We start from the raw sequence: 20,876 nt of genomic DNA on the forward strand, positions 1-20,876 counted from the left end.
TCGTGTCAAGCGAGCAGGGCAGTGACCCGGCGGCACCTCGGGTGCATCGGCAGTCCATCTGAAACCACCGACACAAGGATGGTGCACCAGTGAGCACCTCGTCGCCGGTCTCGCTTCGCCGATTCCTCCTCGGCTTCGCGCTGGTGGCGCTGCTCGTCGCCGGCGCGGTCTCCTACCTCGCCAGCTCGAGTCCGGACGGGCTGGATGCCGCGACGACGCGCGGGTGCGAGACCGTGGAAACCGATACCGGGGAGACGCTCGTGGGTGACTGCATCGCCCAGCACGCGTCCGCCCATCCGTTGTCGGACTCGCCGCTCGCCGACTACACGGTGGGCGGCCGGTCGCATCTCACCGGGGTCGCCGGCGTGATCGGCGCGATCGCGACATTCGTCGTCGCGGGTGGCCTGTTCTGGGTCCTCGCACGCGCGCGGCGGAACCGAACGAGCCCCTGACCGTGGGAGCCGGTCACGCCCATCCGCTGTACCTCGACGGCACGTCCCCCCTGCACCGGCTGCCCGCCGAGGTCGAGATCGTCTGCGCCGTCGTCTTCGTCTTCGCGGTCGTCGCGACACCACGCGAGGCGTTCTGGGCGTTCGCCGGGTACCTCGCGATCCTGATCGTGATCTGGCGGATCGCCGGCATCGCACTCACGTGGATCGGACCGCGGATGCTGATCGAGTTGCCGTTCGTGACGCTCGCGCTTCTCCTGCCGTTCGCCGAAGGCGGCGCCCGTGTCACCGTCCTCGGACTGTCGCTGTCGGTCGCGGGCCTCTATGCGGCCTGGGGCATTCTCGTGAAGGGCACTCTCGGTGTCCTGGTCTCGCTGACGCTCGCCGCGACGACGCCGGCCCGGGACCTGCCGCTGGGTCTGGCGCGGCTGCGCGTGCCCGCGATGCTCACGACGATCGTGGTCCTGATGCTGCGCTACCTCGACCTGCTCACCGCCGAGGTCGAGCGGATGCGCACCGCCCGGCTCTCCCGCGGCGACGACCCCCGGACGTTCCGGCAGATGGGCGCCACCGCCAAGGGCGTCGGCGGATTGTTCGTGCGTTCCTACGAGCGCGGCGAGCGCGTCCACCTGGCCATGCTGTCGCGGGGATTCACGGGTTCGGTTCCCACGATCGGGGCGCCCCCGGCGACCGCTGCGATGTGGCGGGCGGGGCTCGTGCCCGCCGTATGCGCGGTGGGAATCTGTGTCACGGCGTGGGTGCTCCGATGACCGCGGCCGTGCATCTCGAGCGCGTCTCGTTCGCGTATCCGGACGGCAGGGCAGCGCTCCACCGCATCGACCTCACGGTGGAACCCGGCGAGCGGGTGGCCGTCCTCGGTCCGAACGGCGCCGGGAAGACCACACTGATGTTGCACCTCAACGGCATTCTGACGGCCACCGAGGGCAGTGTCACCGTGGGCGGGCTGACGCTGTCGCGGGGGGCGTCCCGGGACACGTTGCGCGACGTCCGGCGCCGCGTCGGCATCGTCTTCCAGGACCCCGACGACCAGTTGTTCATGCCCACCGTCGCGCAGGACGTCGCGTTCGGTCCGGTCAACTTCGGGGTCACCGGGACCGCGCTCGACGAGCGGGTGCACGACGCGCTCGCGGCCGTGGACATGACGGCACATTCCGATCGCAATCCCGCGCACCTCTCGGTGGGGCAGCGCCGGCGCGTGGCGCTGGCGACGGTCCTCGCGTGCGCGCCGGACGTCCTCGTGCTGGACGAGCCGTCGAGCAATCTCGACCCCGTCGCCCGACGCGAACTGGCCGACGTCCTCCTGGACATCGACACCACGCAACTGCTCGTCACGCACGACCTGCCGTACGCCGCCCAGTTGTGCACGCGCGCCGTGATCCTCGACGAGGGACACCTGGTGGCCGACGGTCCGATCCTGGAACTGCTCGGCGACCCCGCGCTGCTCGCCGAGCATCGCCTCGAGTTGCCCTGGGGCTTCCGGCTTCCCGCGACCGACCCTCATTCGCCCGGCGAACGATCCGTGACACCGCCGATCAGGTAGCTCACGATGGGGAGACGAAGCTTCGCCCCGCACTCCCACCGGAGGTCCGCGATGTCCATACCCGAAGCCGACGCCGGGGCCGTGTCGCAGCGCATTTTCGACGCATCGCTCGGGGCGATCGACCTCCTCGCCGTCCATCTGGGCGACCGCCTCGGCTGGTACCGCAGTCTCGCGTCGGACGGTCCGGCGACCGCGGACCAACTGGCGGAACGCACCTCGACCCACCCGCGATACGCGCGGGAGTGGCTCGAACAGCAGGCCGTGTCGGGACTTCTCACGGTCGACGATTCGGAGCCGCGGAAGTTCACGCTTCCGGCCGGCGCCGCCGAAGTGCTCACCGACGAGCAGAGTCTCAACTATCTTGCACCGATGGCGCGGATCTTCGTCGCCGCGACCACGCAGATGCCCGCGTTGCTGGAGGCGTACCGCACGGGCGGCGGTGTGGGATGGGCGCAGTACGGCGCGGATGCCCGTGAGTCGCAGGCCGATATGAATCGGCCGTGGTACGAGCAGGTTCTCCCCGGTGCGTTGGCGTCGGTTCCCGAGGTGGACGCACTGCTGCGGACGCCCGGTGCCGCCATCGCCGACGTCGGATGCGGCGGCGCCTGGTCCACGATCGCGCTCGCGCGCGCCTACCCGGACGCCAGGCTCCACGGCTACGACATCGACACCGCGACCGTCGAACTCGCGAGGTCCAATGTGCGGGAGCACCCGGATGTGGCCGATCGGATCACGATCACCGACTCGGATGCGGCAGGGATTCCCGAGGGCAGCTACACCGCGGCGTTCGCGTTCGAATGCATCCACGACATGCCCGCGCCCGTCGACGTGCTGTCCGCGGTTCGCAAGGCTCTGGTCCCCGGTGGCGCGATGATCGTGATGGACGAGGCGGTCGACGACGAGTTCTCCGCGCCGGGAAGCGACATCGAGCGTCTGATGTACGGATTCAGTCTCACCGTGTGCCTTCCCGACGGCATGAACCACACGCCCAGTGCGGGCACCGGAACGGTCATGCGCCCGAGCACATTGCGCGGCTACGCCGAGGCGGCCGGTTTCGGCACCATGGACGTCCTGCCCATCGAGGATTTCGGGTTCTTCCGGTTCTACCGGCTCACGGTGTAATCCCAGCACCGGCACCCCGATACGCACGTATTTTGCGGAAAGGCCGAAAACTGAGGCATCCGAAGGGGGAAGATGTCTGCAGTAGGCAGGTTACGGACGCTTTCGCCGGTCGGGGCAACTGTGAAGCGCCAGGTCGAACCAGATTTGTCGTTTGTCATCCGCTACTACGCATGGGAAACACCATGAAACTGCATAGAGTGACAGCACCGGCAGCGCTGCTGATCGCCACCCTGTGTGTCGGAATGGGTACCGCGTACGCCGCCCCCACTCCCGCCGACCAGGCCGTCATCTCACACACCAGCCTGAGCCCCGACGGCCGGTCGGTCGGCACCGCGCTCGACGCGGGACTCTTCACGCTGTCGAGGACGGCCGCCGCCGTGGACATCGTCAACGATTCGGGAACCCCGGTGGGCACGATCCCACTGCGCTACTCGATCGCCGGTGTGGTGTTCGCGATCGATCCGCTCATCACCGACGGCGGCCGGTTCCTGAACCTGACACCCACGACGACACCCGTCGCGGGAACACTCGCCCTCACCCCGGTCGACAGGGATTCGGCATACAACAACATGGTCGAACAGCTGCAGATCGGCTGGGACAACGGCGGCGGGACCGCGACCGCGATCGGCGCAGGTATCGGATTCGTCGCCGGCTGCATCTTCCTCATCCTCGGCGGGTGCCTCCCCGGTGCCGCGGTAGGCGCAGCGATCGGCGCCGTCACGGGTATCAGCAACGCGAACCCCGCTGCGCCACCAGCGGTTTACGAATTCCTCGGAACCCCGTAGCGGGGCTTTCCGTCCGACTCCGAAGACGATTTCGGGAGGGCTATGGGTTAGTTCGCACACGGGGAGCATCACCGCGCACCCACATATGCATGTAGCCGTTCCGGTTTTCCAGCGAATATGGTCCACGCACAACGATGTTCGGTGCACGCAGGTGGGGGCCGTGTTCGTCCTACGACATGGTGGGAATTTCCATGAAACTCTTGAAAACTCTGGCATTGTCCATATTCGTCGTCTCCGCGATGGCCGTCGGGGCGGGCACTGCGTATGCCGATCCCGCACCTCAGGGAATCGACTGGTCGCAGCCGCTGATGACGCCGGCAGCCGACGGCGGCAGCAGCCAGGTGGCCGAACAGTTCTTCCCGGAGAACGATGTGAAGCAGGACGCCTTCGACAAGATGACCAACGAGATCAATACCGGCTGGAACAACGCTGGCCTGCAGGGCATGGCGATCGGTTCCAACGTGGGCATGGCCATCGGGTGCGTGTCGATCTTCCCCAACTTCATCGCCGGCTGCATCGTCGGCGCAGTGGTCGGCACCATCGCCGGCGCAGTCATCGGCATCGGTGTGGGTAATCCCAACGCACAGCCGGCCGTAGAGCAGTTCTTCGCCACACCCTGAGCGAAGAGCGAGCTGTAGCCCCGGCCTCACTCGGGCCGGGGCTGCGGCGCGTCGTCAGCCGACGACGCCCTGGCTTCGCATCGTCGCGACATCTTCCGCCGACCAGCCCAGTTCACCGAGGATCCGATCGGTGTGCGCGCCGAGTGCGGGCACGTCGCCCATCCGCATCTCTACGTCGGAGAACGTCATCGGGGGCAGCATCGCCCTGATCGGCCCGGCCTCGGTTCCGATGTCACGCCAGCGGTCGCGCTGACTCAGCTGCGGATGCTCGATCAGCCCGCCCATGTCGTTGAGTTCCGCCGCCGGGATTCCGGAGTCCGCGAGCGCCTGGTCGAGAGCCGCGCTCGTGAAACGTTGAGTCTCCTCGGCGACGAGTGCGTCCACCTCGGCCCGGTGCTGCACGCGCAGCATGTTGGTCGCGAACCGGGGATGGTCGGCGAGTTCGGGTCGTTTGAACACGTCGGTCACCAGTTGCCGCCACCCGCGGTCGTTCTGGACACCGATGAGGATCTGCCCGTCGAGGGTGGGGTACGAGTCGTACGGGACGATCGCCGCATGACCGAGCCCGACGCGCGGGATCTGCTTGTCGGCGTACATCTTCATGTACATCGGATGGCCCAGCCACTCCGCGGTCGCGTCGAACATCGACACGTCGATCCGCGCCCCCACCCCGGTTCGTGACCGCCGGAAGAGGGCCCCGAGGACGGACGTCATCGCGTACATTCCCGCCGCGATGTCGGAGACCGGGACACCCGTCTTGGTCGCGGTGTCGGGGGTGCCGGTCACCGAGATCATCCCCGTTTCGGCCTGGACCAGCATGTCGTACGCCTTGCGTTCGCGCCGTGGCCCCGCCGACCCGTAGCCGGACATGTTCACGACGATCAGTTCCTCGTGGTCGGCGCGCAACTCGTCGGCGCCGAACCCCAGGCGATCGGCGGCGTCGGGGGCGAGATTCTGGATGAAGACGTCGGCCTTCGCGATCAGCTTCGCGACGGTGTCCCGACCCACCTCGGACTTCAGGTCGACGCCGAGCGACTCCTTCGACCGGTTCAGCCACACGAAATGCGAGGCCTGCCCGAACACCGCGTCGTCGTAGTTGCGGGCGAAGTCGCCCTCGCCGACGCGCTCGATCTTGATTACCCGCGCACCCATGTCCGCCAGATGGCGGGTGGCGAGCGGAGCGGCCACGGCCTGCTCGAGTGCCACGACGGTGATGCCGTCGAGCGGCAGCAGTCCGGGGTCGTTCTCCATGTCGGGATTCACCTTTCTTCTTCGGCTCCCGTGTGATTGTGATAGTGAGTGGCCCCGATCGTGTGCAGCAATTCGTGCACGGTGTCGTCGGTGAGCCGGTACCGCATCGAGCGACCGTCCCGCGTCGCCGACACCCACCCCTGGTTGCGGAGCAGTCGCAGCGCGTGCGAGACGGCGGTGCCGGTCATGTCGAGTGCCGCCGCCAGGTCGCCGACGCAGATGTCGGGGGCATGATGCAGGCACAGCAGCAGGCGCAGGCGGTTACCGTCCGACAGCAGTTCGAACCGGTTGGCCCAGCCGTCGATGTCGGGGGTGTGCAGTGCCGCCGCAGCACGCTGAACGTCCTCGGGGTTCAGGGCGGGGGTGGCGGCCATCACGCCAGTCTACAAACGCCGCGAGGCCGCCCGGCCTGGCATCCATAGGCGATTCCTCACTGTCCGTTCGGCTCTGTGACTTTGTTTCCCGACTCACGCGGGTGGTCGACTGGCAGCACGCGTCACCCGGTTCCCCGGCGGCGTCGACGAGTCATCGAGGAGCGTGATGTGAGCGGTCTGCATCTTCCCCAGCGCGTACGGCACCATGCCGTAGAACGGCCCGGAGCACCGGCAGTGACGTGTGGTGACACCACGCTGACGTACGCGGAGCTCGACTGGCGGACCAACCGGATCGCAACCGCGCTGTCGGCGTTGACATCCGACGGCGGCCGGGTCGGGGCACTGCTCCGGATGCGCACCGAGGGTGTCGAGACGTTCGTGGCCGCCGCCAAATCGGGGCTGGTGTTCGTCCCGCTCAACTGGCGCCTCCCCGCCGCCGAGGCCGCCGCGATCGCGGTCGATGCCGAGCTCCAGGTGCTGATCGTCGAATCCGAATTCGCTGCCGCCGCGGACGCCGTCCGCGACGCGCTCCCGAGTGTGGTCGTGGTGGTCGTCGACGCTGCCGGCGGCGACGTTCTTCCGCCTGGGACCTGGACGTGGGACCGGCTGGTCACGTCGGGCACCGCCACCGATCCGGGTCTCGGGGACGACCCCGACGCCGAGGTGCTGCAGCTCTACACATCGGGCACGACAGGCTTCCCGAAGGGCATGGTGGCGACGCATCGCAACCTGCACAACGAGCCGGAGGGCCTGCTGATCTACCGTTGGAAGCCGGGCTCGGTGGCCCTCGATGCCATGCCGCTGTTCCACATCGCGGGGGCCGGCTGGTTGAGCACCGGTCTGTCGGCCGGCGTCCACGTGGTGCTGCTCGGCGCGTTCGACGCCGGGCAGGTCGCCGAACTCGTCGAACGGCACCGGATCACCCATGCCTTCCTGGTTCCGTCGACCATTCAAATGCTCCTCGACGTGCCCGACCTCGACCGCTACGACGTGTCGAGCCTCGAACTGGTCGCGTACGGTTCGGCGCCGATCACCACCACTCTGCTCCGGCGAGCGATCGATCGCCTCGGCTGCGGATTCGTGCAGCGCTACGGAATGACGGAGACGACGGGCTCGGTCACCGCGCTCGCCGTCGAGGACCACGACCCGTCCGGGCACCGCGCTCACCTGCTGCGTTCCGCCGGGAAACCCATGCCGGGTGTGGAGGTCGAGATCCGGGACGTGGTGACCGGTGCCCGGCTCCCGGTGGGCGAGTCCGGGGAGATCGTGTGCCGCTCACGCAACAACGTCGCGGGCTACTGGCGACGGCCGGATGAGACCGCGCAACTCCTCACCCACGACGGTTTCCTGCGCACCGGTGACGCCGGGCACATCGACGAGGAGGGCTATCTGTTCGTCACCGACCGGGTGAAGGACATGATCATCACCGGAGGCGAGAACGTGTACCCGATCGAGGTCGAATCGGTGCTCGCCGAGCATCCGGCGGTGGCCGAGGTGGCGGTGGTCGGCGTGCCGCACCGGACGTGGGGTGAGTCCGTGACGGCGGTCGTCCGGCTCGTCGATCCGTCGAACCAGCCGGACGAGCAGGACCTGATCGCGTTCACCGCCGCCCGGCTCGCGTCGTACAAGAAGCCGCGGGAGATCGTCTACGTCGCCGAGCTTCCGCGCGGAGCGAGCGGCAAGATCCTCAAACGCACCCTGCGCGAAGGTCTCAGAGCCACGGCGGTGTCGTCGTGATCGTCACCGAAGACGTCGGTACCGTCCAGCGCGAGGCGTGGGCCCGCGGCGTCCTGCCACCGGTCGAACAGGTGCGCCCCGGACTGTGGTCGATCCCGGTGCCGATGCCGCGAAACCCGTTGCGCTACGTCCTGATCTACGCGCTCGCGCTGCCCGACGGCCTCGCCCTGATCGACGTCGGCTGGGATTCCGAGGAGTCGTGGCGGGCCCTCGTCGACGGCATCGCCGAGACCGGGCACCACGTCACCGACGTCCGGTACGCCGCCGTCACCCATCTCCATCCCGACCACTTCGGTCTCGCGCCCCGACTGCGGGAGGTCAGCGGGGCCGCGCTCGCGATGCACGGCGCGGATGCCGCACTGCTCGGACACCATTCGCCGGAGGACGCCGCCGACGACGAACAACTGTGGAACACCCAGCTCGCCCAACTCGGGGCCCCCACCGACATCCTCGCGGCCGCCCGCGTCGACCTCGTTCGGTTGGGGGCGGGCGAGTCCATGGACGTCGTGCTCGGTGACGGCACTCCCCTGGACCTGCCCGGCTGGGATCTGCGGGCGGTCTGGACCCCGGGGCACACTCCCGGTCATCTGACCTTCGTCGACGACACCCACGGGCTGATGTTCAGCGGCGACCACATGCTGCCCCGCATCAGTCCCAATATCTCCACGGTCCCGGGCGAGCTGGAGAACCCGCTGCACCGCTACCTGCTGTCGCTGCACGCCACCACGTCGATGCCCGACGGTGAGGTGCTGCCGGCCCACGAGTACCGCTTCCGGGGGATCGCCGACCGGGCCCGGCAGCTGATGGGTCATCACGAGGAACGCTTCGCCGAGATCGTCGAAGCTCTGGGCGTGCGCCCCGAATCGACGGCGTGGGAGATCTCCCAACACATCTCGTGGTCGCGTCCGTTCGAATCCATGTCCGACCGCCTGCTCCGCCTCGCGGTCCGCGAAACCCATGCCCACCTGCTCGTTCTGGCCGACCGCGGGAGCATCCACTCACTCGGCGGCCGCCCCGAACGCTGGACCCCGACACCGTAAGGAAGACACCCCCATGAGCGTGGTTCTCACCGAATTCTCCGACGGCGTCGCCGTCATCACCCTGAACCGGCCGGAGGCGAAGAACGCCGTCGACCTCGAGGTCGCCAAGGCGCTCGCCGCCGCGATCGACGAGTTCGAGGCGCGGCCCGACCTGACGATCGCGATCCTCACCGGCGCCGGGGGAACGTTCTGCGCGGGCATGGATCTGAAGGCGTTCACCCGCGGGGAGCGGCCGTCGCTGCCCGGCCGCGGCTTCGGCGGGATCACGGAGGCCCCGCCGACGAAGCCGCTCATCGCCGCGGTCGAGGGCTGGGCGCTGGCCGGCGGCTGCGAATTGGCACTGTCCGCCGATCTGATCGTCGCCGCCCGCGACGCCAAGTTCGGCATCCCCGAGGTCAAGCGGGGGCTCGCCGCCGCAGCAGGCGGTCTGCTGCGACTGCCGAAGGTGCTGCCGTACCCGATCGCGATGGAGATGGCGATCACCGGCGATCCCCTCACCGCCGAGGTGGCGCACGCGCACGGACTCGTCAACCGGCTCACCGAGCCCGGACAGGCCCTCGGCGCCGCCCGCGAACTAGCGGCACGGGTCGCCGCCAACGGTCCCCTCGCCGTGCGCGCCACCAAGCAGGTCGTCGCGATGTCCGCCAACTACACCGACCCCGACGCGTTCGCCGGGCAACGCCGCTTCCTCGATCCCGTGTTCGCTTCCGACGACGCCCAGGAGGGTGCGCGCGCCTTCGCGGAGAAGCGCCCGCCGGTGTGGCGTGGCCGCTAGCCGCATGATCGGCACAGCCCGCATCACGGCTTCCGTACGATGACCGCGTGGACCTGCATCTCGTCACCTACTTCGTCGCGGTAGTCGATCACGGCGGGATCACCAGGGCCGCGCAGTCCCTCTACATCTCGCAACCGTCGCTTTCGCAGGCGATCCGCACACTCGAACGCCGCCTCGGTGTCACCCTGTTCGACCGCACCGGGCGGCGTCTCGAGCTGACCGAGGACGGCCGCACCCTCGACGTCGCCGCTCGGCGCATCCTCGCCGACGTCGAGCGGGCCAAGGCCAAGGTCGCCGCCGTGCGCGAGCTCGTGTCCGGCCGCGTCGACGTCGTCACCTACGCGGCGTTCTCGATCGATCCGATCGTCGACCTGGTGCGCCGGTTCCGGGAGCAGTACCCCCGCGTCACGGTCCGCATCATCGACGCCGACGGCCCCACCGGCGTTCTCGGCGCCCTGCGCCGCGGCGAGGCCGAACTGGGGGTGATCGACCTGTCCGTGGACCACAGCGCGCTGAGCTCGGTCCCCATCGGCGACCAGGAGCTGGTGCTCGCCCTGCCCGACGCACTCGCCGAGACCCTGCCCGATCCGGTGCCCCGCTCGGCCGTCCGCGACATTCCGCTCGTCCAGGATCTCGGGGACAAGAGCGACGCGGCGCTGATCACCGATCTCGTCGGCGAGCCCGCGAACGTGGTCATCGACTGCGCACATCCGGGCGCCACGTGGGAGCTGGTGATGCGTGGCGCGGGGGCCACCGTCCTCCCCCGCCAGGTCGCCGAGGAACAGTTGCGCGGGGTCTCGATCCGGTCGATGACGCCGAAGCTGACCCGCCCCGTCGGCCTCGTCCAGCGGTCCGGGCCGGGATCGCCGGCGGCCTCGGCGTTCGTCGCGATCGCGCAGGCCACCCGAACACCGGCACCCGAGTGAGGAACTGAGCACATGGAGTTGCGTCAGGTCGAGTACTTTCTCGCCGTCGTGGAACACGAAGGCATCAACGGAGCCGCCGCGTCGCTCGGCGTCGCACAGCCCACCATCTCGCAGGCATTGCGCGGGCTCGAGCGGGAACTGGGCGTGCAGCTGTTCCACCGCATCGGCCGGGGCATGGTGCTCAGCGCCGCCGGGCGCAGCATGGTCGGGCCGAGCAGGCAGATCCTGCGCGACGTCACCGCCGTCGAGGACCTCCTCGCCACCTCCGACGGGGCACTCGCCGGCCGACTGGACATCATGGCCTTTCCGGCGTTGGCGATCGGGCCCCTCGTCGACCTCGTCACCGAATTCCGGCGGGCCCACCCGAATGTGATGGTCCGGTTGAGTGAATTGAAAGACGAGGCGCAGGCCGGGTCGCTGATCGAGGACGGCCACTGCGAATTCGTGGTGGCGCACCTCCCGCTCGACGACGCCCACCTGGACGTCGTCGAACTCGGCGAGCAGGAGTACTGGCTCGTATATCCGCCGGGCACCGACCTGCCGGAAGGGCCCGTTCCGCTCGCCGACCTCCCCGACATCCCGATGGTCTTCGTCCCCCGCGGCCACTCCGTCGCCAACGAGATCGAGGAGTCGATCCGTCACGCCGGGGCACGCCCAACTATCGCGGCGCTGTCCGATCACCGCGAGGCGCGACTTCCCCTGGTACTCGCGGGAATCGGCGGAACCCTCCTCGAACGGTCGATCGCGGAGGCGGCCCAGGACCGCGCGGTGGTCCGCCGCGCGGAGCCGACGATTGCCCGCACCTTCGGGATCGCATTCGATCCCGACATGCTCTCCCCCGTCGGCCACGCGTTCGTCGAACTCGTGCGGGCGGAAGGTTACAGCGCGAGCAGGTAGTTCTTGGCCGCGGCGTACTCGGAGACAAGCCGGTCGACGAGTTCCGCCGTCGGTTGCACGGAGCGCACGGTGCCGATCCCCAGATGTGGTGCCATTCCTTCGTTTTGGCGGTTCCGTCGCGGAAGCTCATGGCGGATGGTCGGATTGGGCGAGGTCGGCTCCTGCGGCCTGCGCGGCGAGGACCGAGCGGCCGTGGGCGATGGAGCCCGACAGCAGGACCGGCCCGTCGAACCACTCGCGGATCTCCTGGATCAACGCGAACGGTGACAGGGTGCCCGCGTGTCCGCCGGCGCCGGCCGCGACGGCGATGAGACCGTCGGCGCCCTTCTCCACGGCCTTCTTCGCGAACGTGTTGTTGATGACGTCGTGCAGGACCATGCCGCCGTAGCTGTGAATGGCCTCATTGACGTCGGCGCGGGCGCCGAGGGACGTGATGACGATCGGGACCTGGAACTCGACGATGGTGGCGAGGTCCTCGTCGAGACGGTCGTTGCTCTTGTGGATGATCAGGTTGACCGCGTACGGGGCGGAGGGTGTCTCGGGGTTGTTGGCGTCGTGCTTGGCGAGGGCTTCGGTGATGCGGGTGAGCCATTCGCGCAACACCGGCTGCGGGCGGGCGTTCAGGGAGGGGAGCGATCCGACGATTCCGACGTCGACTGGGCGATCACCAACTCTGGACCCGAGACGATGAACATCGGGGAGGCGACAGCCGGCAGGCGCAGGCGATCGGACAGCACGGAGGGTAGAGACATCGGTTCTCCTGATGAGGGGGAGTCTTCTGATGCAAGCACTTTCAGGTACCGACCAGTTCAGCACGCAGTCCAGGCGGGGACAAAGACACATGGCTGATGGTCCGGTTAATCGGAGCCTATGATTCTCGGCGGTAACCATAGGTTTCACCTCATCCGGTGTATCCCAGAACGACATTGCGGCGGAACGTCCCCGGTGATCGACTGACTGGGCGGCACGGCGTCGACCACTCCGGCGTGCGCCGAGAACCGCGCCGACGTCTGGAGCCGCGTATGAGCATCGAAACCGTCACCTCGACCACGGACACCGAATCCCCCGAACACGACGTTCTGGTCAGCCGGGACGGCGCGGTCGCGACGATCACCCTGAACCGGCCCGCACGGCGCAACGCCATGACCCTCGACTCGTGGATCGCGTTGCGCGAGGCGCTCGGCGAACTCGCCCTCGACGACGCCACCCGCGTCGTGGTGCTCACCGGCGCAGGCAACGACTTCTGCACCGGAGCAGACCTCGACAAACGCACACCCATGCACCCGCTGAACCGCATGCGTCAGATCAATGCGACGGCACTGGCAGTCGCCGAGTTCCCCAAGCCGCTGATAGCGAAGGTTCGCGGCTACGCCGTGGGAGCCGGCTGGAACCTGGCGCTGCTGTGCGACCTGCTCATCGCCTCGCGCGACGCGCAGTTCAGCCAGATCTTCGCCAAGCGCGGCCTGTCGGTGGATTTCGGCGGCTCGTGGCTCCTGCCGCGCATGGTGGGACTACACCGCGCGAAACGTCTGGTCATGCTCGCCGAGATGATCGACGCCGAGCAGGCGGATGCGCTGGGACTGGTCAGCGAGCTCGTCGAGCCGGACGAACTGGACGCCACAGTCGCCCGGTTCGCCACCCGTCTCGCGGCGGCGCCGACGGTGGCCGTCATGCAGTCGACGCGACTGATCGAGGAGAGCACGACGTCGTCGCTGCGGGACGCACTCGAGAACGAGGCGCGTTCGCAAGCGGTCAATTTTGCAACCGACGCTCCGGCCGCGCTTCGCTCATTCATCGAGAAGCGTCCCCCTGCGTTCACCGGGGAGTGGCAGGTGCAGCAACCGTGATGGTCGGGCCGTCGATCGCACAGAAGCTGTGGCACAGCCGGGTGACGATCCGCGGCCCGCGTTCGGGATCGAACCACCGGTCGATGTGCGCCCAGTGATAGGGATGTGTCATATACGGCCCGAGCAGCCCGTCCAGGTTCGCGTACTCCTGCTCCCAGACATGGGTCCACCGCGCGGAACCGGCCGATTCGTGCACCCGGCTCAGCTGCGAGGTCCCGATCGTGCGGATATGGTTCGGCATCGCCCGCGTCTCGGATTCGAACCGCTCCACCACCGCCGGGTCGACCGAATCATCCACTGAGACAAGTAGCGTCCGGTAGACGGTCGGCTCGAAATGACGGCGGGCGGGAGTGGGCACCCCCGTGTAGCAGACGCTGTCGATGTGCCCGATCTCGGCGATACGCAGCTGTGCGGTAATGTCGGGTTCGACGGCGCGCCAGTGGGATTCGTCGTCGAAGTGGAGGTGCGCGATCACGTCGCCCCCGTTGATTCCTCCGGGCAGGGTCGGTGTCACGAGAACGCGCCGAGCCCGGGGAGCAGCGACCTCGTGCAGCCTGCCGGCCAACACCGCACCGGTGGTGGCATCCGAGTCGGCGACGAGGTGAACGAGCGTGGTCACCTTAAACATCGGTCATCGCCACCACATCCGCGGGCGAGCGGGAGATGGTGCGTCGCCGACTGAGGAGAACCTCGTCGGCGTCGGCCCACCAGCAAAGCACCTCCGCATCGTGGCGTGCGAGAAGGCTCTGTCGCCACCACGCGCCGGCACCCCGCAGCGTCCAGCTGACGGTCAGGGTGTTCGACTGGTCCTCCAGCCATACCGGCGGGGAGACGAGCACGCGGTCCAGCGTCAGGCCACGCGCACTCGCGCCGGGCACATAGCGCTCCAGATAGTCGGCGAGAAACGCGCGAGCCCGCCCGGACTCGACCACCATCTCGTCGACGATGTATACGATCGACTCGGCCGATGCCATCAGCGCTCCCTTCTTCCCCCGACCAGGACGGTAGGGGGAAGAAGACGCGCCTCACAGAGTTGCGTCCACCCAGCGGGAGGAAGACGCTAGGTCGTCGCGGCGGCGAGTTGCTCCCGCAGCTTCGTCTTGAGGATTTTCCCGGCCGCCGACGTCGGCAGCTGCTCGACCACCACGACGTCGCGCACCTTCTTGTACGGCAGCACCCGCTCGGCGACGAACGCGGACACCACATCCGGATCGATCGTCACGTCCGGCATCGGCACGACGAACGCCACCGGCTCCTGACCGACGCTGCCGGCCTCCCTCCCGACGACGGCGGCCGAGGACACGTCCGGGTGCGAGACCAGAATCTCCTCGAGCTCACGCGGATACACGTTGTAGCCCTTGTAGATCAGCATGTCCTTGGTGCGGTCGCAGATGAACAGGTACCCGTCCTCGTCCAGGTAGGCGATGTCGCCGGTGTCGAGCCAGCCGTCGACGTACTGCTGCGCCGTGATCTCCGGATGGTTCAAGTAGCCGTCCGTGACCTGCGGGCCCCGGACCCACAACTTGCCGCGGGTGCCGGCCTCCAGTACGGCACTGGAGTCGTCCTGGGCACGGATCTGCACCTCGGTGTCGAACACCGGCAGCCCCACGCTGCCGAGCCTGTACGCGACGGAGCCGGTCAATGGTGCGGAGGCGACCAGGCAGGTGCCCTCGGTCAGCCCGTACCCCTCGACCACGCTCGCCGACGGGAAGGCCCGGCCCAGCGCCTCGAGTGTCACGTGATCGATCGGCGCGGCACCCGACGACACGACCCGCACCGAGTCGGTGTCGCGAACTGCGGCGTCGGGGTGGGTGGCGACGGCATGCCACATCGCCGGACTGCCGGTGATGTATGTGGCGCGGTGCGTCTCGATCAACTCCAGCATGCGGCCGGGCTCGAATCGTCCGGCGAACACCTGCGTCGCCCCGCACAGCAGGAGGAACGACATGTTGATCAGCGCGTGGGCGTGGAACAGCGGCGACACGACGACGGTCGCTCCGACGCCGGGAACCACACCGCGGTCGCCGAGACTTTCGACGGGCCGCAATTCGATTCCGCCGCCGTGGGCGGCGCGCACCTCGTGGCCCGCCCGCCAGGCGATCATCTGGGTCACGTTGGCGAGGACGTTGCGGTGCAGCACCCGCACACCCTTCGACAAGCCGGTGGTGCCGCCCGTGTAGGCGAGGTGGGCCACGTCGTCACCGGACACCTTCGGGGCGAACGGTGCGGCGGCGTACCCGCGGACGAACTCCTCGAACCCGAACTGGCCGCGACCGACGCCCGCGGGGAGTCCGGCCACCACGATCGTGCGGACGGTGGTGCCGCTCGCCGCCTCGGTGAGGGTGTCCAGCTGTCCGGGCTGGGTGACGGCGGCGACCGCCGCCGTGTCGACGATCTGCGAGCGGAGGCCGGGGCCGGGTTGTAGCGGGTTGACCAGGGTGACGGTCGCGCCGGCCCGCAGTGCACCGTAGTAGGCCACGACGAATTCGATGCAGTTGCCGAGGTGCAGGAGCACCACGTCGCGTTCGGTCACCCCCGCGTCCCGCAGCGCGGCGGCGAACGCGCCCGACCGCTGGTCGAGCTCGCGGTAGGTGCACACCGTGTCTCCGTCGACCACCGCGGCCTTGTCTCCGTACAGGACCGCCATGCCGGACGGGAACGCCGCCAACGTCAGGTCGGGGTAATGCAGTACCGGTGCAGCAGAATTCACGTTCGGTCCCTTACTCGTCAGCGAGGTGCCATGCGGATGGCACCGTCCAGGCGGATGGTCTCGCCGTTGAGGTAGCCGTTCTCGAGGATCTGGCAGGCCAGCTGCCCGAACTCGCTGGGCTTGCCCAGACGCGACGGGTTGGGCACGGACTTCTCCAGCGACGCGCGCACGTCCTCGCGCAGCCGGGCGAGGAGCGGGGTGTCCATGATCCCCGGGGCGATGGTACACACCCGGATGTTGCGGCTGGCGAGGTCGCGGGCCGCGGTGACCGTCATGCCCACGATGCCGGCCTTCGACGCGGTGTAGTTGATCTGGCCGATCTGGCCCTCGAATGCGGCGACGGACGCCGTCAGCACGACTGCGCCGCGCTCGCCGTCGATCTCCTCCTGCCGCGCGATCCGTTCCGCCCCGAGGCGCAGGGCGTTGAACGAGCCGACGAGGTTGAGCCGGATCACGAACTCGAAGTCCTCGACCGAACCGGCCTTGCCGTCGGAGTCGAGGATGCGCATCCGGCGTCCCGCCCCGGCGCAGTGCACGATGCCGCGCAGGCCGCCGCGGTCGTCGGCGACGTCGAGGGCGGCCGCGAACTGCTCGGAATCGGTGACGTCGGCGGGAGCGAACCGGGCGGCGCTGCCCAGTTCCTTCGCCGCCGCCTCACCGTCGGAGTTCGGGAGGTCGATGAGCGTGACCTGAGCGCCTGCGTCGACGAGACGGCGTGCCGTCGCGAGACCGAGACCGGACGCGCCGCCGGTGACCGCGGTCGAGATTCCCTTGAGTTCCATCGTGCGGGTGTTCCCTTCGAAAAGTGTTGTCGAATCAGAGAAGTTCGAGAATGGTGGCGTTGGCGAGGCCGCCCGCCTCGCACATGGTCTGCAGTCCGTATCGAATGCCGTTGTCCCGCATGTGGTGGACGAGTCGGGTCATGAGGATCGCGCCGGAACCGCCGAGCGGGTGACCGACTGCGATGGCGCCGCCGAGCGGGTTCAGCCGGTCCGTCGCGGCGCCGGTCTCCGCCTGCCACGCCAGCGGGACGGGAGCGAAGGCCTCGTTCACCTCGAACGCGCCGATGTCGTCGATTTTCAGCCCCGACCGGGTCAGTGCCTTCTCCGTCGCGGCGATGGGTCCGGTCAGCATGATCACCGGGTCGTCGCCGGCGACGGCGCAGGTGTGGATGCGGGCCATCGGGGTCAGACCCAGTTGCGCGGCCTTCTCGCTCGTCGTGACGAGCAGCGCACCGGCGCCGTCGGAGATCTGCGAGGAGTTGCCGGCATGGATCACGCCGTCCTCCTTGAACACGGTCTTCAGCTTGCCGAGAGACTCGAGCGTGCCGCCGCGGCGGATCCCCTCGTCGCCGGCGAGGACGTCGGAGAGCGGTGCGAGTTGCCCGTCGAACGCGCCCCGGTCCGCGGCGTGCGCCGCGAGTTCGTGGGATCGCAGCGAGTACTCGTCCAGCACCTGACGGGAGAGCCCCCACTTCGCGGCCATCATCTCGGCGCCGGTGCCCTGGCTGAACCCGTCGACGCCGTACCGGTCGAGGACGGCCGCCGGGAAGTGCTCGCCGTTCTTGCTCGCACTGCCCATGGGAATCCGGCTCATGGACTCCACACCACCGGCGACGACGACGTCCTCGTGGCCGGCGATGACGGCGGCGGCGGCGAAGCTCACGGCCTGCTGGCTCGATCCGCACGCCCGGGTGAGCGTGGTGCCGGGAACCGTCTCCGGCCAGCCGGCGGCGAGCACGGCGGTGCGGGCGACGTTGCCTGCCTGCTCCCCCACCTGACTGACACAGCCCCAGACGACGTCGCCGATCTCCTCCGGGGAGAGACCGGTACGCGCCCCGAGGGCCTCGAGGACGTGCGCCGACAGATTTGCGGGGTGGATTCCGGACAGGGAACCGCCACGCCGCCCGATGGGCGTGCGGACGGCGTCGACGATCACTGCATCGCGCATGATGTGTTCCTTCGATCTGAGGGGGTCACTCGAATCAATCACGGGCGATGTCGTCAGCACAACGACTTTCGGCCGATCACAGGGTTAGTTCGTGCCTATGTCCGCAGCGTCGCCCCGGACGAGTTTCTTGTCGCGTTCGGGGTTCGCGAAGACCAGCGCGCCGACGGCGCACACGGCGGCGACGAGTCCGAGCGCCTGGAACGCGGTGGCGTAACCCTCGGCGGGCGAGGCCGCCGCGTCGACGATCAGACCCGTCGCGTAGGGGGCGATGAGGCCGCCGATCGCCATGACGGCGAGGAAGACGCCCAGGGTGCCCGCGGTCTGGCGGGGCGGGCAGATCTCCGAGATCGCCGCGTTGAGCAGCGGGAACACCGACGCGGCGAAGCCGTAGCCGACGGAGACGACGAGGACGGCGAGAGCGGGTGCGGTGATGGACGGGAGTGCCAGCAGGATCGCTCCGCAGATCAGCACCCCGACGGCGGGGACGATGACGCGGACGACGCGAGAGGTCGAGCCGCGTGCGAGCAGGCGGTCACCGATCACGGACGAGAGGAGCATCAGGATCAGCCCGGCGATGCTCGGGAACGCGAACATGGAGCCCGCCTGCAGACGGCTGTAGCCGAGGCCCACCTCGAAGTACGAGGGCAGCCAGGTCAGAACCACGGCGACCAGCGCGTACACGCTCATCACGAGAAGCGCGCCGCTGATGAACGTCCGGGTCCGGAAGATGCGACCCCACGGCACCGCCGGTTCCCCCGCATCGCCGGCGGCCGCGGAATCGGCGCCCTTGCCGCTGCGAATGTACGGGCCCTCGCTCCAGACGGTCAGCCACACGACGCACCACAGCACTCCGATGACGGACAGGGCGACCAGCGCGTAGCGCCACCCGAACGTGACCGACACGAATGCGAGAGCGGGCGCGACCGCGATCTTGGCGATGGACGCGGCGCCGGCGAGCAGGGCGCTCGGCAGTCCACGTTTGGCGGGTGCGTGCCACGAGTACGCCGCCGTGTGGAGCAACGCGGAACTCGGACCCTCCGCGAGCCCGAGCAGCAAGCGGCTGACCAGCAGCACCGCGAAAGACGCGACGACCACGAGCGGGAGTATCGCGACGGACCAGGCGATCGCGAGCAGCAGCAGCGCCCACCGCAGCGACATCCAGCGGTTCAGCGCGCCGGCGAAGAACCCGCCGACGGTGAAGGTCAGGAAGAAGAGGCTCCCCACCAGCCCGATCTGCGAGGCGCTCAGTCCCAGCTCGTGGGCAAGGGGTTGGGCGATGATGCCGAGGACGGCCTTGTCGGCGTAGTTGACGACGTAGAGCAGCACGAGGAGCGCGGTCAGGCCCCAAGCGCGGCTGCGGGACTCGGAACCGATGGCGACGGTCCGGTCGAGGATGGCAGTGGAGCGGGTCACGTGGTGATCCCTTCGGAAGCGTGGTGGCGTGGGTCACAGTGTCACGATTCATTCAACGGACCGGGATGCCCGCGAGCAATACGCACTCGGCGAAGACACCGGCTACGTCTGCCTATGAGTCGACAGTATCGAGGAGCCTCGCGTGCATTGGAGTCCGCTATCCGACCAATAGCCGAAGGCCCCTAGCCGGGCCCCCGGGAATCGGGCATTCTCATCCCATGAGCCGCCTCGCCCAGACTCTCGATCTGACCGAGTTCCAGACCGAGATCGTCGACACCGTGCGCACCTTCGTCGACCGCGAAATAATCCCGGCCGCACAGGAACTCGAACACTCCGACACCTACCCGCAGGCCATCGTCGACAAGATGCGCGACATGGGACTGTTCGGGCTGATGATCCCCGAGGAGTACGGCGGCCTCGGGGAATCCCTGCTCACGTACGCGCTGTGCGTCGAGGAACTCGCCCGCGGCTGGATGAGTGTGTCGGGTGTGATCAACACCCACTTCATCGTCGCGTACATGATCCGTCAGCACGGCACCGACGCCCAGAAGACCCACTACCTGCCGCGGATGGCGACCGGTGAGGTGCGCGGCGCATTCTCGATGTCCGAGCCCGAGCTCGGGTCCGACGTCGCCGCGATCCGCACCAAGGCCAAGCGCGACGCCGACGGCGACTACGTGATCGACGGGCAGAAGATGTGGCTCACCAACGGCGGCAGCTCGACGCTCGTCGCCGCACTGGTGCGCACCGAGGAGGGCGCCGCCAAGCCGCACGACAACCTGACCACCTTCCTGATCGAGAAACCCGCCGGTTTCGGTGAGGTCCTCCCCGGCCTGACCATCCCGGGGAAGATCGACAAGATGGGCTACAAGGGCATCGACACCACCGAGCTCCTGTTCGACAACTATCGAGCGGCCGCCGGTGACGTCCTCGGCGGAACCCCCGGTCGCGGGTTCTCCCAGATGATGGACGGCGTCGAGGTCGGTCGGGTCAACGTCTCCGCCCGCGCGTGCGGTGTGGCGATCCGGGCGTTCGAGCTGGCCGCCCGATACGCGCAGCAACGCAGCACGTTCGGCAAGCCGATCGCCGAACACCAGGCGGTCGCGTTCAGCCTCGCCGAGATGGCGACGAAAGTGGAAGCCGCGCACCTGATGATGGTCAACGCGGCCCGACTCAAGGACTCCGGTGAACGCAACGATGTGGCCGCGGGCATGGCCAAGTACCTCACCAGCGAGTACTGCTCCGAGGTGACGCAGGCCAGTTTCCGCATCCACGGCGGCTACGGCTACTCGAAGGAGTACGAGATCGAGCGCCTGATGCGCGAGGCGCCGTTCCTCCTCATCGGCGAGGGCACCAGCGAGATTCAGAAGATGATCATCAGCAAGGGCGTACTACGCAGTTACGCACTGTAATTCGAAG

General features: G+C 68.5%; 21 protein-coding genes and 1 pseudogene. 13 read left to right on the plus strand and 9 right to left on the minus strand.

Annotated elements, in window-relative coordinates; all coding sequences use genetic code 11:
* Positions 1–89 precede the first annotated feature (89 nt).
* From ACFVJ3_RS38905 to ACFVJ3_RS38930, 6 genes are all read left to right on the plus strand, one after another.
* Entirely contained in the window at positions 90–452 is a 363-nt protein-coding gene (locus ACFVJ3_RS38905; protein WP_378457129.1) for a PDGLE domain-containing protein, read from the plus strand.
* A 2-nt stretch (positions 453–454) separates the two neighbouring features.
* Positions 455–1,219, plus strand: coding sequence for a cobalt ECF transporter T component CbiQ (gene cbiQ, locus ACFVJ3_RS38910; RefSeq protein WP_378457130.1), 765 nt, complete (start codon positions 455–457; stop codon positions 1,217–1,219).
* Complete coding sequence (locus ACFVJ3_RS38915) at positions 1,216–2,010, plus strand: energy-coupling factor ABC transporter ATP-binding protein (RefSeq protein WP_378457131.1); 795 nt, start codon at positions 1,216–1,218, stop codon at positions 2,008–2,010. The genes cbiQ and ACFVJ3_RS38915 overlap by 4 nt, the downstream gene beginning before the upstream one ends.
* Before the next feature lie 51 nt (positions 2,011–2,061).
* On the plus strand, positions 2,062–3,132 hold the full coding sequence (locus ACFVJ3_RS38920; RefSeq protein ID WP_378457132.1) for a class I SAM-dependent methyltransferase: 1,071 nt from the start codon (positions 2,062–2,064) through the stop codon (positions 3,130–3,132).
* A gap of 182 nt (positions 3,133–3,314) precedes the next feature.
* A complete protein-coding gene (locus ACFVJ3_RS38925; RefSeq protein ID WP_378457133.1) occupies positions 3,315–3,917 on the plus strand; it encodes a hypothetical protein in 603 nt (200 codons plus the stop codon).
* Positions 3,918–4,108: 191 nt separating this feature from the next.
* Positions 4,109–4,537 carry a hypothetical protein gene (locus tag ACFVJ3_RS38930; protein WP_378457134.1) on the plus strand — a complete coding sequence of 143 codons (429 nt, stop codon included), beginning with the start codon at positions 4,109–4,111 and terminating at the stop codon, positions 4,535–4,537.
* A 54-nt stretch (positions 4,538–4,591) separates the two neighbouring features.
* Here the strand turns inward: ACFVJ3_RS38930 and ACFVJ3_RS38935 are convergent, their stop codons facing one another.
* Together ACFVJ3_RS38935 and ACFVJ3_RS38940 are read right to left on the minus strand one after the other, a co-directional pair.
* A complete protein-coding gene (locus ACFVJ3_RS38935; protein WP_378457135.1) occupies positions 4,592–5,800 on the minus strand; it encodes a CaiB/BaiF CoA transferase family protein in 1,209 nt (402 codons plus the stop codon).
* Positions 5,797–6,162, minus strand: a complete 366-nt coding sequence (locus tag ACFVJ3_RS38940) for a helix-turn-helix transcriptional regulator (RefSeq protein ID WP_005251569.1) — start codon at positions 6,160–6,162, stop codon at positions 5,797–5,799. Before ACFVJ3_RS38940 ends, ACFVJ3_RS38935 begins: the two co-directional genes overlap by 4 nt.
* A 168-nt stretch (positions 6,163–6,330) precedes the next feature.
* Between ACFVJ3_RS38940 and ACFVJ3_RS38945 the strand changes: the two genes are divergently transcribed.
* Genes ACFVJ3_RS38945 through ACFVJ3_RS38965 form a run of 5 tightly spaced genes read left to right on the plus strand, consistent with a single transcriptional unit; the run spans position 6,331 to position 11,537 of the window.
* Positions 6,331–7,899, plus strand: coding sequence for a long-chain-fatty-acid--CoA ligase (locus ACFVJ3_RS38945; protein ID WP_378457136.1), 1,569 nt, complete (start codon positions 6,331–6,333; stop codon positions 7,897–7,899).
* A complete protein-coding gene (locus ACFVJ3_RS38950; RefSeq protein ID WP_378457137.1) occupies positions 7,896–8,939 on the plus strand; it encodes an MBL fold metallo-hydrolase in 1,044 nt (347 codons plus the stop codon). The genes ACFVJ3_RS38945 and ACFVJ3_RS38950 overlap by 4 nt, the downstream gene beginning before the upstream one ends.
* A 13-nt stretch (positions 8,940–8,952) precedes the next feature.
* Entirely contained in the window at positions 8,953–9,714 is a 762-nt protein-coding gene (locus tag ACFVJ3_RS38955; protein ID WP_378457138.1) for a crotonase/enoyl-CoA hydratase family protein, read from the plus strand.
* 47 nt (positions 9,715–9,761) lie between these two features.
* Positions 9,762–10,640 (plus strand): LysR family transcriptional regulator, encoded by an 879-nt coding sequence (locus ACFVJ3_RS38960; protein WP_378457139.1) that lies wholly within the window; start codon positions 9,762–9,764, stop codon positions 10,638–10,640.
* A 12-nt stretch (positions 10,641–10,652) separates the two neighbouring features.
* Positions 10,653–11,537 carry a LysR family transcriptional regulator gene (locus ACFVJ3_RS38965; protein ID WP_378457140.1) on the plus strand — a complete coding sequence of 295 codons (885 nt, stop codon included), beginning with the start codon at positions 10,653–10,655 and terminating at the stop codon, positions 11,535–11,537.
* Positions 11,538–11,684: 147 nt separating this feature from the next.
* Here ACFVJ3_RS38965 and ACFVJ3_RS38970 read toward each other — a convergent pair.
* A pseudogene (locus tag ACFVJ3_RS38970) lies at positions 11,685–12,289 on the minus strand (NAD(P)H-dependent flavin oxidoreductase); the annotation flags it as partial.
* A 270-nt stretch (positions 12,290–12,559) separates the two neighbouring features.
* Between ACFVJ3_RS38970 and ACFVJ3_RS38975 the strand changes: the two are divergent.
* Positions 12,560–13,384, plus strand: coding sequence for an enoyl-CoA hydratase/isomerase family protein (locus tag ACFVJ3_RS38975; RefSeq protein ID WP_378457141.1), 825 nt, complete (start codon positions 12,560–12,562; stop codon positions 13,382–13,384).
* Here the strand turns inward: ACFVJ3_RS38975 and ACFVJ3_RS38980 are convergent.
* The 6 genes from ACFVJ3_RS38980 to ACFVJ3_RS39005 form a co-directional block, all read right to left on the minus strand.
* Positions 13,353–14,012, minus strand: a complete 660-nt coding sequence (locus ACFVJ3_RS38980; RefSeq protein WP_378457142.1) for a Dabb family protein — start codon at positions 14,010–14,012, stop codon at positions 13,353–13,355. The two genes, ACFVJ3_RS38975 and ACFVJ3_RS38980, sit on opposite strands and share 32 nt — an antisense overlap.
* Entirely contained in the window at positions 14,005–14,358 is a 354-nt protein-coding gene (locus tag ACFVJ3_RS38985) for a hypothetical protein (protein WP_378457143.1), read from the minus strand. The genes ACFVJ3_RS38980 and ACFVJ3_RS38985 overlap by 8 nt, the downstream gene beginning before the upstream one ends.
* A gap of 86 nt (positions 14,359–14,444) precedes the next feature.
* Entirely contained in the window at positions 14,445–16,094 is a 1,650-nt protein-coding gene (locus ACFVJ3_RS38990; RefSeq protein ID WP_378457144.1) for a class I adenylate-forming enzyme family protein, read from the minus strand.
* A gap of 17 nt (positions 16,095–16,111) precedes the next feature.
* Complete coding sequence (locus ACFVJ3_RS38995; RefSeq protein WP_378457145.1) at positions 16,112–16,876, minus strand: SDR family NAD(P)-dependent oxidoreductase; 765 nt, start codon at positions 16,874–16,876, stop codon at positions 16,112–16,114.
* A gap of 34 nt (positions 16,877–16,910) precedes the next feature.
* On the minus strand, positions 16,911–18,044 hold the full coding sequence (locus ACFVJ3_RS39000; protein WP_378457146.1) for a thiolase family protein: 1,134 nt from the start codon (positions 18,042–18,044) through the stop codon (positions 16,911–16,913).
* A gap of 84 nt (positions 18,045–18,128) precedes the next feature.
* Positions 18,129–19,457: an MFS transporter gene (locus ACFVJ3_RS39005; protein WP_378457147.1), complete on the minus strand. Its 1,329-nt coding sequence runs from the start codon at positions 19,455–19,457 to the stop codon at positions 18,129–18,131.
* A 218-nt stretch (positions 19,458–19,675) separates the two neighbouring features.
* Here ACFVJ3_RS39005 and ACFVJ3_RS39010 point away from each other — a divergent pair, with 218 nt between their 5' ends.
* A complete protein-coding gene (locus ACFVJ3_RS39010) occupies positions 19,676–20,869 on the plus strand; it encodes an acyl-CoA dehydrogenase family protein (RefSeq protein ID WP_378457148.1) in 1,194 nt (397 codons plus the stop codon).
* Positions 20,870–20,876 lie beyond the last annotated feature (7 nt).

This window comes from Rhodococcus sp. NPDC127593 (genome assembly GCF_042671975.1).
Lineage (GTDB): Bacteria > Actinomycetota > Actinomycetes > Mycobacteriales > Mycobacteriaceae > Rhodococcus_F.

What these genes read in the sequence shown, in the direction of transcription:
- ACFVJ3_RS38980 (WP_378457142.1), bottom strand. Translation starts at nt 14,012, where the DNA reads ATGTTTAAGGTGACCACGCTCGTTCACCTCGTCGCCGACTCGGATGCC.
- ACFVJ3_RS38940 (WP_005251569.1), bottom strand. Translation starts at nt 6,162, where the DNA reads ATGGCCGCCACCCCCGCCCTGAACCCCGAGGACGTTCAGCGTGCTGCG.
- ACFVJ3_RS38920 (WP_378457132.1), top strand. Translation starts at nt 2,062, where the DNA reads ATGTCCATACCCGAAGCCGACGCCGGGGCCGTGTCGCAGCGCATTTTC.
- ACFVJ3_RS38975 (WP_378457141.1), top strand. Translation starts at nt 12,560, where the DNA reads ATGAGCATCGAAACCGTCACCTCGACCACGGACACCGAATCCCCCGAA.
- ACFVJ3_RS38985 (WP_378457143.1), bottom strand. Translation starts at nt 14,358, where the DNA reads ATGGCATCGGCCGAGTCGATCGTATACATCGTCGACGAGATGGTGGTC.
- ACFVJ3_RS39000 (WP_378457146.1), bottom strand. Translation starts at nt 18,044, where the DNA reads ATGCGCGATGCAGTGATCGTCGACGCCGTCCGCACGCCCATCGGGCGG.
- ACFVJ3_RS38925 (WP_378457133.1), top strand. Translation starts at nt 3,315, where the DNA reads ATGAAACTGCATAGAGTGACAGCACCGGCAGCGCTGCTGATCGCCACC.
- ACFVJ3_RS38995 (WP_378457145.1), bottom strand. Translation starts at nt 16,876, where the DNA reads ATGGAACTCAAGGGAATCTCGACCGCGGTCACCGGCGGCGCGTCCGGT.
- ACFVJ3_RS38930 (WP_378457134.1), top strand. Translation starts at nt 4,109, where the DNA reads ATGAAACTCTTGAAAACTCTGGCATTGTCCATATTCGTCGTCTCCGCG.
- ACFVJ3_RS38915 (WP_378457131.1), top strand. Translation starts at nt 1,216, where the DNA reads ATGACCGCGGCCGTGCATCTCGAGCGCGTCTCGTTCGCGTATCCGGAC.
- ACFVJ3_RS39010 (WP_378457148.1), top strand. Translation starts at nt 19,676, where the DNA reads ATGAGCCGCCTCGCCCAGACTCTCGATCTGACCGAGTTCCAGACCGAG.
- ACFVJ3_RS38965 (WP_378457140.1), top strand. Translation starts at nt 10,653, where the DNA reads ATGGAGTTGCGTCAGGTCGAGTACTTTCTCGCCGTCGTGGAACACGAA.
- ACFVJ3_RS38955 (WP_378457138.1), top strand. Translation starts at nt 8,953, where the DNA reads ATGAGCGTGGTTCTCACCGAATTCTCCGACGGCGTCGCCGTCATCACC.